The organism is Solimonas fluminis (genome assembly GCF_002930645.1).
GTDB classification, from domain to species: Bacteria; Pseudomonadota; Gammaproteobacteria; order Nevskiales; family Nevskiaceae; genus Solimonas_A; species Solimonas_A fluminis.
Map to the genome: position 1 here is coordinate 210,834 of NZ_PSNW01000004.1, position 16,205 is coordinate 227,038.

Here is a 16,205-nt window from a genome sequence, read left to right on the forward strand (position 1 = left end):
GTTTCATTCCTTCCCTGCAGGGACTTCAGTATCGGGCAAAGCGCCCGGCTAGTGCACTTCCTTCAGTTCTTTCTCGATGGCCGCCAGCAGGGCCAGCGGCTCGTCCAGCTCCAGCAGGCGCTGCTTGCGCTCCGGCGTCACCGGCAGCAACTCGGCCAGCCGGCAGCCGACCCAGGCGGCATCATCCGGCCGCGGCTCGGGAAAATGCTCCTCGCCCATCTCGTCCATCAGGCTGCGCAGCAGCTGGCCCAGCAACCGGAAGCGCTCCGGCAGGGCCTGCGGCGCGGCGGGCTCCATCAGTTCCACGCGGGCCCGCAACAGTCCATCGCGCTCGGCCCAGCGGTTGAGGATGCGGAAGCGCGTCTCGCCGCGGGTTTGCAGCATGAACAGGCCGGGACCCGGCACCTCCCACTCGGCGATGCGCGCCGTGCAGCCCAGTTCGCAGGGCACCGCCGGCTTGCCGACCTCGTAGCCCGCGCGGATCAGGCTGACGCCGAACACGCTCCCGTCGCGGATGCAGGCCTTGGTCATGTCCACGTAGCGCGGCTCGAAGATGCGCAGCGGCAGCCTGCCGCCCGGGAACAGCACCGTGCCCAGCGGGAAGATCGGGATCTCCAGGACCTGCGGCATGTCAGGGCCTGTGGATCGCCAGCGGGCCAAAGGCCTGGCAGACCGGCATCAGCGACAGCGTGTTGACGTTGACGTGCGCCGGCAGCGTCGCCACCCAGTGCACGGTCTCGGCCACGTCCTCCGGCGACAGCGGCGTGACGCCGGCATAGACCGAGGCGGCACGCGCATCGTCGCCGTGGAAGCGCACATTGGAGAACTCCGTGCCGCCGGCCAGGCCTGGCTCGATGTCGGTGACCCGCAGGCCGGTGCCGAGCAGGTCGGCCCTCAGGTTCAGCGAGAACTGGCGCACGAAGGCCTTGGTGCCGCCGTAGACGTTGCCGCCGGGATAGGGCCATTCGCCGGCGATGGACCCCAGGTTCACGACATGGCCGCGCCGGCGCTGCGTCATGCCCGGCAGCAGGGCGCGGGTCACGTACATCAGGCCCTTGATATTGGTGTCCACCATGCGCTCCCAATCCTCCAGGCTGGCCTGGTGGGCCGGCGCCAGGCCGAGCGCGAGACCGGCGTTGTTGACCAGCAGATCCACCTCCGCGAACTCCGCCGGCAGCGAGGCCACCGCGGCTTCCACGGCAGCGTTGTCGCGCACATCCAGCCCGACCAGGTGGGTGGGCACCGGCAGCGCGGCGGCCAGTTCGCGCAGGCGCTCGATGCGGCGCGCCGCCAGCACCAGGCGATGGCCGGAAGCGGCGAAGCGGCGGGCGATGGCGGCGCCGAAACCGCTGCTGGCGCCGGTAATGAAAACGATCATGAAGGGTCCGGTGACGTCGCAAAGCGCAAGGCTATGCGAATCGCGGCAAGGGGACCACCCGGCCGCCGGAACTCCGGCGGGCGGCGGCGCTCAAAACGGCATGGAACCCAGGCGCATCCAGATGCGGCGCAGCGCCGGCTGGCGCAAGCCGCCGGAAGCGATCTACGTCGGCCGCCCGACCATCTGGGGCAACCCCTGGGTCGTGGGCGGCCGGGCACACGGCGCGCTGGGACCGCAGGAGGCCCAGGCGAAGTACGAGCAGGCGCTGACGCGCGGCGAACTCAGGGACCGGCAGGGCAATGCCCTGATCGACCGCATCCGGGAGCTGGAAGGCCATGATCTCGCCTGCTGGTGCGCGCCCGGCCAGGCCTGCCACGCGGACGTGCTGCTGCGCTACGCCAACACGCCGCGCTGAAGGCTCAGGCCGGGGCCTCGGGATCGTTCTTGCGAACCCCGCGCAGGTTGAGCGCGAACAGGCCGAACTGCAGCAGGATCAGCGCCCAGGCCTGGGTGTGCCAGCCCCAGATTACCCAGAGCAGGTTGCTGAGCGCGAAGCACCAGAAACCCCAGCTGCGCCGGCCCCGCTGCTGCGAGCCCACCAGCCAGGCGGCCAGCAGGGTCACCAGCATCGCGGGCCACTGCAGGGCACCGAGCATCCCGTCCATGGGCGGCATTCTCCTTGGCGTGAAATGTCAAAGGCCGGCGGCGGTACCGGTCAATCGGGCACCGCCGGTCCGGAGCGATAATGGAAGCTCCTGCCGGAACCGCACATGAACGTCCTCTGCCTGCTGCCCGCCGCCGACTACGACCCGACCGAGGCCGCCACCAGCTGGCACGCCCTGACCCGGGCCGGGCACGCCGTGAGCTTCGCCACCCCCGGCGGCCAGCCGGCGCATGCCGACCTGCGCCTCACCGACACCGGCTTCGGCCTGTTCAACGCGATCTTCATGACGCGCCGGCCGGACCTGGACCTGTACCGGCAGATGGCGGCCTCGCCGGCCTTTCGCGCCCCGCTGTCCTATGCGCAGGTGAACCCGGCGGATTCCGGGGCGCTGCTGATCCCCGGCGGCCATGCCGCCGGCATGCGCTCGATGCTCGAATCCGCCGACGCGCAGGCGATCTGCACGCACTTCTTCACCGCCGGCAAGCCGGTGGCCGCGGTCTGCCATGGCGTGCTGCTGCCGGCGCGCAGCATCGACCCGGCCACCGGCCGCTCGGTGCTGCACGGCCGCCGCACCACGGCCCTGCCGGCGACGCTGGAACTGGGAGCCTGGGCGCTGACCGCCGCCTGGCTGGGGCGCTACTACCGCACCTACCCGCAGACCGTGCAGGCCGAGGTGACCGCCGCCTTGGCGCGGCCCGGCGATTTCGACGCCGGCCCGCTGCTGCCGGTCCGCGACAGCGCAGAGAACCACGGCGCCGGCTTCATCGTGCGCGACGGCCGTTATCTCTCTGCGCGCTGGCCGGGCGATTGCCACCGCTTCGCCGCCGCCTTCGTGGAGATGGTGGCGGAGGCCGGCTGAGCCGACTCCCTCAATTCTTCTTCAGGCTGCAGCTGGTGTTGTGGAAGCGGCCGCCGTTCATGTTCAGGCCGATGCGCGGCCCCGGCAGCAGCCTGGCACTGGCCGGCTCCAGCGGGCCGGAGCTGAAGTCGATCGCACCATCCTTCTCCAGCCGGTACTCGCCTGCGCCCTTGCCGCTGCGGTAACGGCCGCCATCCTGGATGACGATGTCCATGAACAGGTAATTGCCGGAGCTGTAGCAGGGATAGGTTCCTGGCACGAGGCGGTCCTCCGTCTGCGGGCTGGCGCCCGCGGGGCGCAGCATCCAGACCAGGTAGCTGCGCTGGCTGCCGTCCGCGAACCCGACCTTGCACATGCCGTTGTCCAGGGCCACCACCGTGCCCACCCGGTCGCTGCGATCCGCGACCTGGATGCCGGGGATGCAATCCGCGTTCGTCTTGAACTCGGCAGCCTGCGCCTGCCCGGCCAGCAGGAACAGCGGTGCCGCGAACCACCCACGAGCCGGTGCTTTCATGTCGGGCCTCCCCAGGCTGCATCCGAGTATACGCGCGGGTGCCGGCCCCACCGCCCCCCAATCAGGTTGCGCGCCGGGCGCATACACTGGCCCGCGATACTCCCGGGCACGGAGGCCGGTCATGAGCATCCAGTTCAACCACACCATCGTCTGGTGCGCCGACCGGCAGAAGTCGGCGGATTTCCTCACCGGCATGCTGGGCCTGCCGCCGGCGGTGCCCTTCGGCCCCTTCCTGGTGGTGAAGCTGGACAACGCCGTGTCGGTGGATTTCTACCAGATGGAAGGACCGGTGCAGCTGCAGCACTACGCCTACCTGGTCAGCGAAGACGCCTTCGACGCGATCTTCGCCCGCATACGCGAGCGGCAGCTTCCGTACTGGGCCGATCCCGGCAAGACGCAGCCCGGGGAGATCTACCGCCACTTCGGCGGACGCGGCCTGTACTTCGACGACCCCGACGGCCACCTGCTGGAAGCGATGACCAGGCCTTACGGGCACAGCATGCCCGGCTAGCCCGCGGCAGCAGCGGCGAACGGCCCGCTTCCGGCTACTGCCGCACGCGCCCGCCGTGTGCCTCGCCACGCCAGGCGCCGGTCTCCATGCCGCGCGATTCGATGAACTCCTTGAACCGCTTCAGGTCTCCCGAAACGCTGTGGGCCGGTACGCCCACGAAGGTACCGGCCTTCTCCACGACGGTTTCAGGCTCCACCTCCATGGCCAGCAGCACGCGCGTATGCGCCTCGTCGATCTTGTCGAAACGCACGCGCCCGGCATTGCCCTTGCCGCTGATGCTGCGCCAGGAGATGCCCTGGTCCGGCACCTGCTCGACGATCTCCGCATCCCACTCCAGGTCCTTGCCTGCCACCTTGGCGCGCCAATGCAGGTGGGTATCGTCGAGCTGGCGCACCTCCTCCACGCCCTCCATGAACCGGGGAAACTCCTCGAACTGCGTCCACTGGTTGTAGACGGCGCGCAGCGGCGCGGCGACTTCGATGCTCTTCTCGATGGCTTTCTGCATGATGCCCTCCTGGAATGGTTGCAGGGTGCGGTGGGCATGACGCTGCATCCGCACCGCGCCGGACAGGCCGCAAGCCGCGTGCCCGCGATCCCGGATGAACTTGCGGCGGGCGACGCCGTCCCATCCCTACGGCGGCTGCAGCAAGCACGCGCCGGCCCGCAAGGAACGCCATGAAAGCCCTGATCCTCAACTGCAGCCTGAAACCGCGCCCCGAAGTCTCCAACACCGAGGCCTTGTCCGGCGTGGTGGCCGCGGAGCTGCGCCGGCTCGGCGTGGAGACCGAACTGTTGCGGGTCACCGACTACCGCCTGAAGCATGGGGTGATGACCGACATGGGTGAGGGCGATCAATGGCCGGAGCTCCACGCCAGGGTGGAGGAGGCCGGCATCCTGCTGATGGCCAGCCCTACCTGGCTCGGCCGCCCCAGCAGCGTCGCCCAGCAGGTCCTGGAGCGCATGGATGCGATGATCAGCGAGAAGCGCGGCGAGCTGCCGGTGGCCTACGGCAAGGTTGCGGGCGTGGTCTGCACCGGCAACGAGGACGGCGCTCATCACGTCATCAGTGAAATCTGCGGCGCGCTGATCGACATCGGCTACACGATCCCGCCGCAGGCCTGGACGTACTGGAACAAAGGTCCGGGCCCCGGCCAGGAATACCTGCAGACGGACTACCGCCATGACTGGTCGGAGAAGACCGGCCGTCAGGCGGCACGCAACCTCGTGGCGGTGGCAGCGGCGCTGCAGTCGGCCAGGTTCAGCTACGACACCTGAGCGCGGGCTCCGCGCTACAGTGGGCGCGATATCGCCCGCGGCGGAGGCCCGGCCATGTGCAGGAACATCAAGACGCTGTTCAACTTCGATCCGCCGGCCACCGACGAGGAGATCCGCGCGGCCTCGCTGCAGTTCGTCCGCAAGCTCAGCGGCTTCAACAAGCCCTCGAAGCTCAACGAGGCCGCCTTCAACCTGGCGCTGGACCAGGTCAACGAAGCGGCGGCGCTGCTGATCCGCTCGCTGGTGACGCTGGCGCCGCCGCGGGACCGCGAGGTGGAGAAGGCTCGCGCCATCGCGGCCTCGGCCAGGCGCTTCGGGAAAGCCTAGCCGCTCCGTGCCCGCCGCAGGGCAAACAGGCGCGTCAGCCCCAGCACGCCCACCGCCGTCGCCAGCGCCGCCGCGAACGCCAGCGGAATGCCCGCGCGCGGCAGGGCCAGCGCCAGCACGCTGCAGAATGCGGCGAAGGACCAGTAGCCCAGCACCATGCCGCGCAGCATCAGCACGGCGAATCCGGCCCCCTGGTAGTGGTGCGAGAACATCGCCAGCACCGAGGCCATCACCGGAAACATCGCGAAGAGCCCGCTGAGCTGCGGTCCCATGCGCGCGGAAAAGTGCGTGACCAGCAGCACCAGCAGCGCGGAAGCGATCATGCGCAGCGGGATGTCGGCGCGCGAGGCCGGCCGGACCGCGGCGGCGGTCAGCGGCGGCGCCTGCGGATACAGCCGCGGCGCCAGCAGCAGCGCCAGCGCCGCCGCCGCGGCGGCCAGCGGCAAGCCTGGAGACCATAGCGCCAGCAACGCCACGGCCATGAAGTAGCAGGCGAAGCCGGCCAGCGAGGCCAGCGGCCAGGCATGGCGCGTGGCCACCCAGGCATAGGGCAGCCCGAAGGCCAGGATGCAGAGCACGGCCGAGACCGTGGCCGTGGCCGCCTGCGCCGCGAACTGCGGGCCCTGTTCCAGGGAGACGAAGAACAGGATCGGCGCGGACACCACCGGAAAGGCGGAGAGCCAGCCGGCAAGGCTCGCCCCCCAGCGGCGGCCGGCCAGCGTGACCAGTGCGATCAGCGAGGGAACGAGCGCGAGCTTGAGGAACAGCAGGACGCTCATCGGAGGCGGCAGCGGCGGAAGGGGCGCCATTCTAAGGCGCGCTTCGCCGCCTCCGCCCCGCCCTACTTGCGCCCCGCCTTCTTCTTCGGCGTCATCGCCTGCAGCGCCATCTCGCCGACGAACATGCGCAGGATGAAACGCTCGGCCTGCTCCCGGATCTCGTCGCGGCGCTGCGGCTGCTCGAGGTATTCCATGGAGAAGAAGGTCATCTGCTGGATGATCTGGCGGCCGATCTCCTGCATGGAGACAGCGTCGGTCATGGGCGCATCGAGCATCTGCTGGATGTCCTCGACCATGTCGCGCGCGAAATCGTCCAGCAGCTTGCGGACGGCGGCGCGCATCCGGGGCGAGCTGCCGTTGAGTTCGCGGATGCCGACGACGTAGGCGGTGGGGTGCTCGGTGACGTAGTCCAGCACCAGGCCCACGGTCGCGCGGATGGCCTCGCGGCCGCTGGGAACGATGGCACCGTCGGCGGAGACGATGGGGCCCTTGCGCGCGCGCACCAGGCTCAGGCGCCGCTCGCGCAGGCCGCTGCGCAGGCCGCTGCTCATCATGTCCACCGCGGCCAGGCCGAGATCGTCGAAATCCCTGAAGTGGCGGTAGAAGGCATTGGGGGCCAGGCCCGCGCAACGCGTGACCTCGCGCAGGCCCAGCGAGGCCAGGCTGCGGGTGGTGGAAGCCAGCTCCAGCGCGGCCTCGATCAGCTTCTGGCGACCGCCGGTCCCGCGCCCCATGACGCTGCCGCGCTCCGTGGTTTCGACAATATCTTCCGTCATGTCAGCCATTTGAGCCTTGCTGCCAGGGTGTGGTGGCGGAGGGGATATTGACATGAATGTGGACACTCGTCTACTTTTTGTGGACGGTCGTACACATTCATAACGAACCACGTCACGAGGAGCAGCAGATGCAAACCGAACACTTCGACGTCCTGATCCTGGGCGCCGGCATCTCCGGGATCGGCGCCGCCTGCCACCTCGAGCGCCAATGCCCCGGCAAGACCTACGCGATCCTGGAGCGTCGCCAGAGCGTGGGCGGCACCTGGGACCTGTTCCGCTACCCGGGCATCCGCTCGGACTCCGACATGTTCACCTTCGGCTTCAACTTCCGCCCCTGGACGGAAGCCAAGGTATTGGCCGACGGCCCCTCGATCAAGGGCTACCTGAGCGAAACCGCGGCGCAGTACGGCGTGGACCGCCACATCCGCTTCGGCACCAAGGTGACCCACGCCTCCTGGTCCAGCGAGGAGCAGCGCTGGACGGTCACCGCCGAGACCGGCCCCGAGGGCAAGGTCCAGGTACTCAGCTGCGATTTCCTGATCGGCGCCACCGGCTACTACAACTACGACACGCCCTATCGTCCCGAATTCCCCGGCGAGAAGAGCTTCAAGGGCCAGATCATCCACCCGCAGCACTGGCCGGAAAACCTGGACTACGCCGGCAAGCGCGTGGTGGTGATCGGCTCCGGCGCCACGGCGATCACGCTGGTGCCGTCCATGGCCGGCAAGGCCGCGCACGTGACCATGCTGCAGCGCTCGCCGACCTACATCATGACGGTGCCGGCCATCGACCCGCTGTCGCCCAAGCTGCGCCGCTTCCTGCCGGAGATGCTGGTGTACCGCATCACGCGCACGCGCAACGTCGGCCTGCAGCGCATGCTCTACCAGGCCTCGCGCCGCGCCCCCAAGGCGGTCAAGCGCCTGCTGCTGGCGCAGGTCAAGGCCCAGCTGGGCGGCAAGGTGGACATGAAGCATTTCACGCCGTCCTACAACCCCTGGGACGAGCGCCTCTGCGTGGTGCCCAACGGCGACCTGTTCAAGGCGCTGAAGAAGGGCACGGCGTCCGTCGTCACCGACCACATCGAGACCTTCACCGCCAAGGGCATCAAGCTCAAGAGCGGCGAGGAGCTGGAGGCCGACATCATCATCACCGCCACCGGACTGAACGTGCAGCTGCTGGGCGGCGTGCAGGTGGAGGTCGACGGCGAGCGCTTCAAGCCCAAGGATCACCTCACCTACAAGGGCGTGCTGGTGGAAGGCGTGCCCAATGCCGCCATCATCATCGGCTACACCAACGCCTCCTGGACGCTGAAAGCCGACATCGCCAGCGAGTACATCTGCCGCGTGCTCAAGCATATGGACGCCAAGGGCTACGGCGCCGTGGTGCCGAAGTCCAACGGCGACAATGCGGTGGAAAGCGAGACGGTGATGGGCGGCCTGAGCTCGGGCTACATCCAGCGCGCCGCCGACAACCTGCCGCGCCAGGGCAGCAAGCGTCCCTGGAAGGTGGTGCACGACTACGTGCGCGACGTGCCGGTGCTGCGCTACTCGCCGATCGAGGACGGTGCCCTGCACTTCAGCGCGAAGACGGCGGGCAAGCCGGACGCCAAGGCGAAGAAGTCGGCGCGCAAGCCGCAGGCCGCCTGAAGCCCGCTTTCCGCCTGAAGCGGTGCAGGTCGGCGACCTGCACCGCTTTTTTTGCGTCCGCGATGCGGCTCAGGCGGCCCGCCGCGCCAGCTTCACGGCGTCGGCCCCGGCCGGGAAGCGCAGTTGCCCGGAGGCGTCGTTCGCCGCCCTCCATACCGCTTCCGCCACGTCGGTCTCCCGCGTCACCTCGCCGGCCTGTCCCAGCGCCGCGAACATCTCCTGCGCCAGCGGCAGATAGGGCTCCGTCACCAGTCCCGCCATGCGCTCGCCGCCGTTCGCGGCGAAGCGCGTGGTCGGCGCATAGCCGGGCTCGACCAGCTTCGCCGCCACCCCGAAAGGCGCCAGCTCCAGCGCCAGCGAGGCGGTGAAGCCCTCGATGGCCGTCTTGCTCGCCGTGTACACCGCGACCAGCGGCATCGGCGCCAGCGTCGCGCTGGAGGTCACGTTGATCACGGTGCCCGCGCGGCGTTCGCGCCAACGCGGCAGCAGCGCCTGGGTCATGGCGATGGTCCCGAAGGCATTGGTCTCGAAGACCTCGCGCACGGTCGCCATCGGCGTGGCCTCGAAGGCCCCGAACAGGCCGATGCCGGCGTTGTTGACCAGCACGTCGATCTCGCCGCACTGCCCGAGCAGCTCGGCGATGCTGCGCGGATCGGTCACGTCCAGCGCCAGCACGCGCATCCGCTCCGACCGCGGCAGCAGATCCGGCTGCGGCCGGCGCATGGTGGCGATGACCTGCCAGCCCTGTTCATGGAAATGGCGGGCGGTCTCCAGGCCGTAGCCGGAGGAACAGCCGGTGACGAGGACGGTTTTCATGGCACGGACTCCTTGGGGTTTCGGTAGGCGCCACGATATGCCGCTTCATCAGGACGATCGATAATTGATCGTCCATGTTTTGTTCGCTACTGTCCTGACATGAGCGATCCGCTGTCCGACATCATCTCCCTGTTCCGCCCGCGCGCCGTCTTCGCCAAGGGCATCAGCGGCGCGGGCGCCTGGGGCGTGCGCTACTCCGATTTCGGCCAGCCGAGCTTCTGCGTGGTGCTGGAAGGCCGCTGCCGGCTGGCGGTGGACGGCCGGCCCGCGGTGACGCTGGAGCGCGGCGACTTCGTGCTGCTGCCGGCCACGCCGGGATTCGTGCTGTCCGGCTTCGAACCGGTGACGCCGACGGCCATGGACCCGAAGCTGGCGCCCATGCCCCAGGGCGACGTGCGGCATGGCCGCCGCGGCGGCCGCCCGGATGCGCGCCTGCTGGGCGGCTACTTCGCCTTCGAATCGCCCGATGCGGCCCTGCTGGCCTCGCTGCTGCCGGCCCTGGTCCACGTGCGTGGCGCCGCCCGGCTCTCCACGCTGGTGCAACTGGTCGCCGAGGAAGCGCGCCAGCAGCAATCCGGCCGCGACCTGGTGCTGGCGCGGCTGGTGGAACTGCTGCTGATCGAGGCGCTGCGCCTGAGTTCCGCCGAGGGCGCGTCCCCTGGCATCCTGCGCGGGCTCTCCGATCCGCGCGTCGCGCAGGCCCTGCGGCAGATGCATGCCGCGCCTTCCCGCCCCTGGACGATGGACCAGCTCGCGAAGAAGGCCAGCCTGTCGCGCTCGGCCTTCTACGGACGCTTCACCCGCGCCGTGGGCCTGCCGCCGATGGAGTACCTGCTGGCCTGGCGCATGACCCTGGCCCGGGACCTGCTGCGCCGGCAGGAACTGGCGCTGTCGGAGGTGGCGGAGCGCGTCGGCTACGGCTCCGCGAGCGCCTTCAGCACCGCCTTCAGCCGTCACGCGGGGCTGCCGCCGGGCCGCTTCGCGCGGGCGGCGGCGGCCTGACGCCGCCGCTCCACATTCCAAGAAACCACTTTCCGATCAATGGATTGACGGCATTCCAGCCGCCTGGAACGCGGGTCCCTTTGCACACTAATGCACATGCGTGTACATTAAAAACACGGCATGAAACCCGCCCCTGCGGCGGCCCTCGGAGGGGACATGCCCTACCCACGCAACGTCACACACATGCGAAGGATCAGAACATGAGCGCAGCTATTTCCTGGGACCCCTACAACGCGGACCTCGCCAAGGACCCGTACCCCACCTACAAGCGGCTGCGTGAGGAATCGCCGCTGTACTACAACGCGGAGCATGACTTCTACGCGATCAGCCGCTTCGCGGACGTCGAGAGCACGCTGCGCGACAAGGACCTGTTCAGCTCCGCGCACGGCGACATCTTGGAGTTCATCAAGGCCCGCTCGGTGATGCCCGATTCCGTGTTCATCCACCAGGACCCGCCGAAGCACACCGCCTACCGCGCGCTGATGCAGCGCATTATCACGCCCAAGCGCATGCACGCAGTGGAACAGGACATCCGCAAGCTCTGCGCGCGCAGCCTCGACCCGCTGATCGGCGGCGACCGGCTCGACTTCATCGCCAACCTCGGCGCGGAAATGCCGATGCGCGCGGTCAGCATGCTGCTGGGCATCCCCGAGAAGGACCAGGAAGCGATCCGCCAGTCGGTGGACGACCGCATCCGCACCGAGGCCGGAAAGCCGATCGACATCGCCGCACAGCAGCAGCTCCAGCAGGAAGCGCTGTCCGGCTTCGACGAGTACATCGCCTGGCGCGAGAAGAACCCGTCGGACGACATGATGACGGAACTGCTGCAGTCCGAGTTCAAGGACCCGCAGGGCGTCACCCGCAAGCTGACGCGCGAGGAGATCAGCAACATCGTCAACGTCGTCGCCGGCGCCGGCAACGAAACCACCAACCGCCTGATCGGCTGGATGGGCAAGACCTTGTCGCAGCACCCCGACCAGCGCCGCGAAGTCGCCCGCAACCTGGCCCTGGTGCCGCAGACGGTGGAAGAAGTGCTGCGCTTCGAGCCGCCCGGCCCGTTCGTGGCGCGCGAGGTGATGCGCGACATCGAACTGCACGGCCGCAAGGTGCCCAAGGGTGCGGTCATGCTGATGCTGGTCGCCGCCGCCAACCGCGACGAGTCCCGCTTCGTCAACGGCGACAGCTTCAACATCCACCGCGAGGCGCGCCCGCACATGACCTTCGGCCAGGGCATCCACGTCTGCATCGGCGCGCCGCTGGCGCGCCTGGAAGGCCGCGTCGCGCTGGAGGAGATCCTCAAGCGCTTCCCGGACTGGGAAGTGGACCTGGACAATGCCGTGCTGTCCTCCACCTCCACCGTGCGCGGCTGGGACAGCCTGCCGGCCTGGATCGGCTCCCGGCCGAAGAACGCCACCGTCAGCATCCCCAAGCCCGCCGCCGCGGAAGCCGCGCCCGCGCCGGCCGCCGCGTCCGGCGAGGTGACGCTGGAAGGCACCTGGAACGTCGTGGTCAAGGGGCCCACCGGCCCGCAGCCGGCCACCCTGGTGCTGGAGAAGAGCGGCGACACCTACACCGGCTCGCAGAGCGGCCAGGGCTCCACCACGCCCATCGCCGACTTCAAGCTCACCGGCAACAAGGTCTACTGGGTCAACCACGTCACCAAGCCGATGAAGATCAAGGTAGAGTTCACCGGAGAACTCAACGGCAACGTGCTCAGCGGCAAGGCCAAGGCCGGCTTCATGGGTTCCTATCCCTTCACCGCAACCAAGGCCTGATCCACGCCATGCCGAAGATCCTCTTCATCGAACACAACGGCAAAGAACATCTCGTCGACGCCGAAGACGGCAAGAGCGTGATGCAGACCGCCGTCGAGAACATGGTGCCCGGCATCGTCGGCGACTGCGGCGGCGCCTGCTCCTGCGCCACCTGCCATGGCTACGTGGATCCGGCCTGGCAGGACAAGATTCCGCCCAAGGGCGAAACCGAGGAGATGATGCTGGACGGCGCCATGAACGTGGAGCCGAACAGCCGCCTGACCTGCCAGATCCTGATGAAGGCGGAACTGGACGGCCTGGTGGTGCGCCTGCCCGCCTCGCAGTTCTGAGGCGCGGCCCGTGGGCGGGGACAGGCGTCCCCGCCCACGGGCATACTGCCGCTCCCAGCAACGACCGTGATGGCATGAGGGAACCCAGCAAGCCCGCCGCGCGCAAGCCGCGCATCCGCAACCCCGTGCAGACCCGCGCGCGCCTGCTGCGGGCGACCGTGGAACTGCTGGCGCGCAAGGGGCCCGACGGACTGTCGATCAAGGAAGCGGCGGAGCTGGCCGAAGTCAGCCGCGGCGTGGCCTACCAGCACTTCGAGGACCGCGAGCACCTGCTGCGCGAGGCCAAGGGCTGGATCACCGAGCGCCTGATCGAATCCATGCAGAACAGCGGCGTGGCCGTGGCCGACGACGTGCTGCTGCACACGGCCCGGCTGGTGCTCAAGAACCGCGACGCCGCCACCCTGCTGATCTCCGACGCCATCGCCGGCCGCGACCTTTCGCCGGAGCACCCGATCAACCGGCTGCTGCGCCTGTCGCTGGAACGGCTCAAGAGCGCCGGCGAAGCACGCGCCGACATCGACACCGACATGCTGTCGTACATCTTCCTGGGCATGACCTCCACGCTGGTGATGCTGAGCCGCATCCCCGGCAGCGATCCCGAGGCACTGGCCCAGCGCTTCACCCGCGAACTCTCGGCCTTCATGCGCCAGGGTATCTTCTCGCCGTCCGCTTCCCTGTCGCTGGCGCCGCGCTAGGCTGCTGCCGGCTTTGCCGCGCCGCGCGCTAAGCTGCGGCGATGGACTCCCTGATCGCCGCTGCCGCACGCGCCCTCGCCGCCGGCGATGCCCTGGGCGCGCTCAAGCGCGTGGCCCTGCGCGAAGACCCGCCGGCCCTGGCGCTGCGCGGCATCGCCATGGCCCAGCTGGGCGAGCATGCGCGGGCCCGCGAGCTGCTGCGCCGGGCGATCCGCGGCTTCGGTGCGCAGGAGGAACTGGCCCGGGCGCGCTGCATCGTCGCCGAGGCCGAGGTGGCGCTCGCGATGCGCGACTTCCACGAACCTCCGCGCTTGCTGGAAAGAGCCGCCGCCGTGCTCGAAGCGCGCGCCGACCGCCACAACTTCCTGCAGGCGCGCCTGATCGCGGTGCGCCGCCTGCTGCTGCTCGGACGCCTCGACGAGGCCGCCGCCGCGCTGTCACGGCTCGACGGCCAGGGCCTGCCGCCGGCGCTGCTCGCGGTCGCCGAGATGGCCGCGGCGGAGCTGGCGCTGCGCTCGCTGCGCACCGGCGCGGCGCAGGCGTCGCTGGTCCGTGCCCGCGCCGCCGCCGGGCGCGCCGGCGTTCCGGCCCTGCTGGCCGAGGCCGCCGAGGCGCAGGCCGCGCTGGAGCGTCCGGCCGCGCGGCGCGTCGACGGCGGCCGCGAACAACCGATGCGCCTGCACGAGGTGGAGGCCCTGCTGTCCTCCGACAGCCTGGTGATCGATGCCTGCCGGCGCGGCATCGCCGCGGGCGAGCACTGGCTGCCGCTGGCGCGCCGCCCGGTCCTGTTCGCGCTGGCGTTGGCGCTGGCCCAGGCCTGGCCCGGCGACGCGGACCGCCATGAGCTGATCGCGCGGGCCTTCAGCACGAAGCGCCCCGACGAATCGCACCGCGCGCGCTTGCGCGTCGAGATCGGGCGCCTGCGCGCCCTGGCGGCGCCGCTGCTGCGCATCGAGGCCAGCCCGCGCGGCTTCCTGCTGCGGCCACTGGAAGGACGCGGCGTCGCCCTGCTGGCGCCCCCCATCGACGGCGAGCAGGCCTCGCTGCTGGCCATCCTCGCCGACGGCGCCGCCTGGCCCACCTCGGCCCTGGCGCTGGCCCTCGGCGCCAGCCAGCGCACGGTGCAGCGCGCGCTCGCGGAACTGGAGGCCGGGGGACGGGTGCGCTCCATCGGCAAGGCGCGTTCGCAGCGCTGGCTGGCCCCGCCGCTGACCGGAATCACGACGAACTTGTTACTCCCGGTCCTGCTGCCGCAGGGGTAGATTGCTCCCCATGGCGCTACCGCGGCGCCGGCAGAACAGGAGTTCCGCATGAGCAGCACCCGCCAGGCAGCAAGCAGCATCCCGACGCAAGCCGTGCACACGGCCGAGATCGTGCGCGAGTACGGCCCCTTCGAGGGGTCCGCGATGGTCGCCGGCGTGACCCATGACGGGCGGCACGTCTGGGCGGCCACGGGCGATCGGTTGATCGCCGTCGATCCGCAGAGCGGACAGATCGCCCGGACGCTGCCGTGCAGCGGCGACGCCGGCACGGCCTTCGACGGCAGGCACCTCTACCAGATCGCCGAGGCGCGCATCGACAAGATCGACCCGGCCACCGGCAAGATCCTGTCCTCGATCCCGGCGCCCGGCCACGGCGCCGACTCCGGCATGGCCTGGGCGGAGGGCAGCCTCTGGGTGGGCCAGTACCGCGAGCGCAAGATCCACCAGATCGACCCCGACACCGGTGCCATCCTGCGTACCATCGAGTCCAACCGCTTCGTCACCGGCGTGACCTGGGTCGACGGCGAGCTGTGGCACGGCACCTGGGAGGGTGACGACAGCGACATCCGCCGCATCGATCCCGGCAGCGGCGCCGTGCTGGAGCGCCTGCAGATGCCAAGCGGCACCGCCGTCAGCGGCCTGGAATCGGACGGCGCCGAGCTCTTCTACTGCGGCGGCGGCCCGAGCGGCAAGATCCGCGCCGTGCGGCGGCCCCACAAGCCCCGCTAGACCTCCCCCGATCCGACTGATCGCGTGCTGCCTGCGGGCAGCGCCGCAGGACCGATTCATCCCGAGAAAGGCTCTTGGAGCCAAGGAGCAGCACATGAACATCGCCGTTTCCGGAACCCCCTTCACCCCGCACCCGGTCGTCTCCCGCGAGCAATGGCTGGCCGAGCGCCTCGGCCTGCTGCAGCGCGAGAAGGAGATGTCGCGCCTGCGCGACGAACTGGCCCGCGCGCGCCGCACGCTGCCCTGGGTGCGCGTGACGCAGGACTACGTCTTCGACACCCCCGAGGGCCCGCGCCGCCTCGGCGAGCTGTTCGAAGGCCGCCGCCAGCTCGTGGTGCAGCACTTCATGCTGGCGCCGGGCGCGGAGCAAGGCTGCACCGGCTGCTCCTTCATGGCCGACCACATCGACGGCACGCTGCCGCATCTGCAGCAGCGCGACATCACGCTGCTGGCGGTGTCGCGCGCGCCGCTGGCCGAGATCGAGCGCTTCCGCGCACGCATGGGCTGGAGGTTCCGCTGGGTGTCGTCGCAGGGCAGCAGCTTCAACTACGACTTCGGCGTCAGCTTCACGCCGGAGGCGCGTGCCGGCGGCGAGGCCCGCTACAACTACGGCTCGGAGAACTTCCAGGGAGCGGACGCGCCGGGCATCAGCGTGTTCTTCAAGGACGACGCCGGCCAGGTCTTCCACACCTACTCCACCTACGGCCGCGGCGTGGAGCTGATGATGGGAACCTACGAGCTCATCGACATCACGCCCCGCGGCCGGGACGAAGCCGCGCTGCCCTACCCGATGGCCTGGGTGAAGCACCACGATCGCTACGCGCAGCAGGAGCCGCTGAAGGCGGGCTGCTGCCACGACAAGGCCTGA

General features: G+C 69.8%; 20 protein-coding genes and 1 pseudogene. 13 read left to right on the forward strand and 8 right to left on the reverse strand.

All coding sequences use genetic code 11. The annotated features are described in order from the left end of the window. Window positions 1–48 precede the first annotated feature (48 nt). The gene (locus C3942_RS09430; protein WP_104230129.1) at window positions 49–630 is read right to left on the reverse strand and encodes an LON peptidase substrate-binding domain-containing protein; all 582 of its coding nucleotides are present in this window, start codon (window positions 628–630) and stop codon (window positions 49–51) included. A gap of 1 nt (window position 631) precedes the next feature. Continuing rightward, on the reverse strand, window positions 632–1,378 hold the full coding sequence (locus C3942_RS09435; protein WP_104230130.1) for an SDR family oxidoreductase: 747 nt from the start codon (window positions 1,376–1,378) through the stop codon (window positions 632–634). 100 nt (window positions 1,379–1,478) lie between these two features. On the opposite strand from C3942_RS09435, the gene C3942_RS09440 reads away from it, so the two are divergent. Continuing rightward, window positions 1,479–1,793, forward strand: a complete 315-nt coding sequence (locus C3942_RS09440) for a DUF4326 domain-containing protein (RefSeq protein WP_104230131.1) — start codon at window positions 1,479–1,481, stop codon at window positions 1,791–1,793. 4 nt (window positions 1,794–1,797) lie between these two features. On the opposite strand, the gene C3942_RS09445 is transcribed toward C3942_RS09440, so the two are convergent. Then, the gene (locus C3942_RS09445) at window positions 1,798–2,043 is read right to left on the reverse strand and encodes a hypothetical protein (protein ID WP_104230132.1); all 246 of its coding nucleotides are present in this window, start codon (window positions 2,041–2,043) and stop codon (window positions 1,798–1,800) included. A 105-nt stretch (window positions 2,044–2,148) separates the two neighbouring features. On the opposite strand from C3942_RS09445, the gene C3942_RS09450 reads away from it, so the two are divergent. After that, on the forward strand, window positions 2,149–2,901 hold the full coding sequence (locus tag C3942_RS09450; protein WP_104230133.1) for a type 1 glutamine amidotransferase domain-containing protein: 753 nt from the start codon (window positions 2,149–2,151) through the stop codon (window positions 2,899–2,901). A gap of 10 nt (window positions 2,902–2,911) precedes the next feature. Here the strand turns inward: C3942_RS09450 and C3942_RS09455 are convergent, their stop codons facing one another. Beyond that, window positions 2,912–3,415 carry a hypothetical protein gene (locus C3942_RS09455; protein ID WP_104230134.1) on the reverse strand — a complete coding sequence of 168 codons (504 nt, stop codon included), beginning with the start codon at window positions 3,413–3,415 and terminating at the stop codon, window positions 2,912–2,914. Between the two features lie 121 nt (window positions 3,416–3,536). On the opposite strand from C3942_RS09455, the gene C3942_RS09460 reads away from it, so the two are divergent. After that, on the forward strand, window positions 3,537–3,926 hold the full coding sequence (locus tag C3942_RS09460) for a VOC family protein (RefSeq protein ID WP_104230135.1): 390 nt from the start codon (window positions 3,537–3,539) through the stop codon (window positions 3,924–3,926). A 34-nt stretch (window positions 3,927–3,960) separates the two neighbouring features. Here the strand turns inward: C3942_RS09460 and C3942_RS09465 are convergent, their stop codons facing one another. Further along, entirely contained in the window at window positions 3,961–4,431 is a 471-nt protein-coding gene (locus C3942_RS09465; RefSeq protein ID WP_104230136.1) for an SRPBCC family protein, read from the reverse strand. A gap of 170 nt (window positions 4,432–4,601) precedes the next feature. On the opposite strand from C3942_RS09465, the gene C3942_RS09470 reads away from it, so the two are divergent. Continuing rightward, window positions 4,602–5,201, forward strand: coding sequence for a flavodoxin family protein (locus tag C3942_RS09470; RefSeq protein ID WP_104230137.1), 600 nt, complete (start codon window positions 4,602–4,604; stop codon window positions 5,199–5,201). 54 nt (window positions 5,202–5,255) lie between these two features. Beyond that, window positions 5,256–5,528 (forward strand): DUF2277 domain-containing protein, encoded by a 273-nt coding sequence (locus C3942_RS09475; protein ID WP_104230138.1) that lies wholly within the window; start codon window positions 5,256–5,258, stop codon window positions 5,526–5,528. On the opposite strand, the gene C3942_RS09480 is transcribed toward C3942_RS09475, so the two are convergent. Together C3942_RS09480 and C3942_RS22945 are read right to left on the reverse strand one after the other, a co-directional pair. Then, a complete protein-coding gene (locus tag C3942_RS09480; protein WP_133164280.1) occupies window positions 5,525–6,307 on the reverse strand; it encodes a hypothetical protein in 783 nt (260 codons plus the stop codon). The genes C3942_RS09475 and C3942_RS09480 overlap by 4 nt on opposite strands. Window positions 6,308–6,369: 62 nt before the next feature. Beyond that, complete coding sequence (locus C3942_RS22945; RefSeq protein ID WP_104230140.1) at window positions 6,370–7,083, reverse strand: TetR family transcriptional regulator; 714 nt, start codon at window positions 7,081–7,083, stop codon at window positions 6,370–6,372. A gap of 128 nt (window positions 7,084–7,211) precedes the next feature. On the opposite strand from C3942_RS22945, the gene C3942_RS09490 reads away from it, so the two are divergent. Continuing rightward, complete coding sequence (locus tag C3942_RS09490) at window positions 7,212–8,729, forward strand: flavin-containing monooxygenase (protein WP_104230141.1); 1,518 nt, start codon at window positions 7,212–7,214, stop codon at window positions 8,727–8,729. Window positions 8,730–8,798: 69 nt separating this feature from the next. Here C3942_RS09490 and C3942_RS09495 read toward each other — a convergent pair whose 3' ends face one another. After that, entirely contained in the window at window positions 8,799–9,545 is a 747-nt protein-coding gene (locus C3942_RS09495; protein WP_104230142.1) for an SDR family oxidoreductase, read from the reverse strand. Window positions 9,546–9,644: 99 nt separating this feature from the next. Here C3942_RS09495 and C3942_RS09500 point away from each other — a divergent pair, with 99 nt between their 5' ends. The 7 genes and pseudogenes from C3942_RS09500 (at window position 9,645) to C3942_RS09530 (ending at window position 16,205) form a co-directional block, all read left to right on the forward strand. Beyond that, complete coding sequence (locus tag C3942_RS09500) at window positions 9,645–10,547, forward strand: AraC family transcriptional regulator (protein WP_104230143.1); 903 nt, start codon at window positions 9,645–9,647, stop codon at window positions 10,545–10,547. A gap of 200 nt (window positions 10,548–10,747) precedes the next feature. Next, window positions 10,748–11,938: pseudogene (locus C3942_RS09505) on the forward strand (cytochrome P450); the annotation flags it as partial. A 392-nt stretch (window positions 11,939–12,330) separates the two neighbouring features. Continuing rightward, on the forward strand, window positions 12,331–12,651 hold the full coding sequence (locus tag C3942_RS09510; RefSeq protein WP_104230145.1) for a 2Fe-2S iron-sulfur cluster-binding protein: 321 nt from the start codon (window positions 12,331–12,333) through the stop codon (window positions 12,649–12,651). 74 nt (window positions 12,652–12,725) lie between these two features. Then, entirely contained in the window at window positions 12,726–13,346 is a 621-nt protein-coding gene (locus tag C3942_RS09515; protein WP_104230146.1) for a TetR/AcrR family transcriptional regulator, read from the forward strand. Between the two features lie 41 nt (window positions 13,347–13,387). After that, a complete protein-coding gene (locus tag C3942_RS09520; protein WP_104230147.1) occupies window positions 13,388–14,608 on the forward strand; it encodes a helix-turn-helix domain-containing protein in 1,221 nt (406 codons plus the stop codon). A 48-nt stretch (window positions 14,609–14,656) separates the two neighbouring features. Next, window positions 14,657–15,337: a Vgb family protein gene (locus C3942_RS09525; protein WP_104230148.1), complete on the forward strand. Its 681-nt coding sequence runs from the start codon at window positions 14,657–14,659 to the stop codon at window positions 15,335–15,337. 94 nt (window positions 15,338–15,431) lie between these two features. After that, window positions 15,432–16,205 (forward strand): DUF899 domain-containing protein, encoded by a 774-nt coding sequence (locus C3942_RS09530; RefSeq protein WP_104230149.1) that lies wholly within the window; start codon window positions 15,432–15,434, stop codon window positions 16,203–16,205.